Source organism: Vibrio sp. D173a (genome assembly GCF_030248475.1).
The window spans coordinates 1-860 of the sequence record NZ_JAHGAH010000622.1 but is presented as its reverse complement, the minus strand read 5'-3'; the positions used below and the strand labels follow the sequence as shown (position 1 = coordinate 860).

Below are 860 nucleotides of genomic sequence, written 5' to 3'. Positions count from 1 at the left end.
TAATCTGGGTAAGTTAACTCAGTACAGATGAACTTACCTCCTCTAAGCACAGTGACATTTTCTAAATGCTTTGTGCTTTCTGCGACTAAATGAAGGCGGTCTTCAAACTTAAAGAACGATTTATCTTCTTCGATGACAAAGATAAATAACTTATCAACATTGCGAGAAGCGTGTTCTAACAAGTGAAGGTGACCTTTAGTAATAGGGTTACAGTTCACAGCTACGCTACCCACTTTTAGCTCTGGATCAGGAACATGGCTTTCCAACAAAGATAAATAGCTTTTCATCTCGCAGGTTTCTAGTGACTGGGCAATTTTTTTATAGAAAACATATTTTATATTGGCTAGAACCAAATCTAGCGACCTTTCACTATTACCCCTTTTAACAGCGCATTCAGTTATATATTTATCAAAATTGATTTCTCTATATATCTCTTCAGAAATTAGTCTATTACCATACTTTGAAAAGTGACCATTCCTTTTTGTAAGGTCTAAAAAGAAATCATCGCCTCTATCTATTTTATTTAAATCAATATCATAAGAAAAGTTAGTTCCTTCTAGCTCATCAAAATCAAAAAACACTACAATATTCGGTGTAATATTAGTTTGAGTCATGTTATTTATTGCAGAGATAAGGTTCATTCCTATCACTCCGCAATTTTCTACTTTTATATCTAACCCATCTTTATTTACGAGACTTTGAATATAGCTTGGTATTGTATCCTTATCACTAACACCAATAGAGAAAGCCGTTGAAGAACCGAATATATGAAGCTTCCTCTCATATTTCTTAGGCTGACTTATTGTCGTTCTGACCCCTCCAGAAACTGATAAAAAGGGAGTGCAGCAATCACTTTGGGA

Annotated in this window: 1 pseudogene; it reads right to left on the bottom strand. The window is 34.5% G+C overall.

Going from position 1 to position 860, the window contains the following annotated elements:
* Positions 1-860, bottom strand: a pseudogene (locus tag KIV40_RS28005) (citrate lyase ligase); the annotation flags it as partial.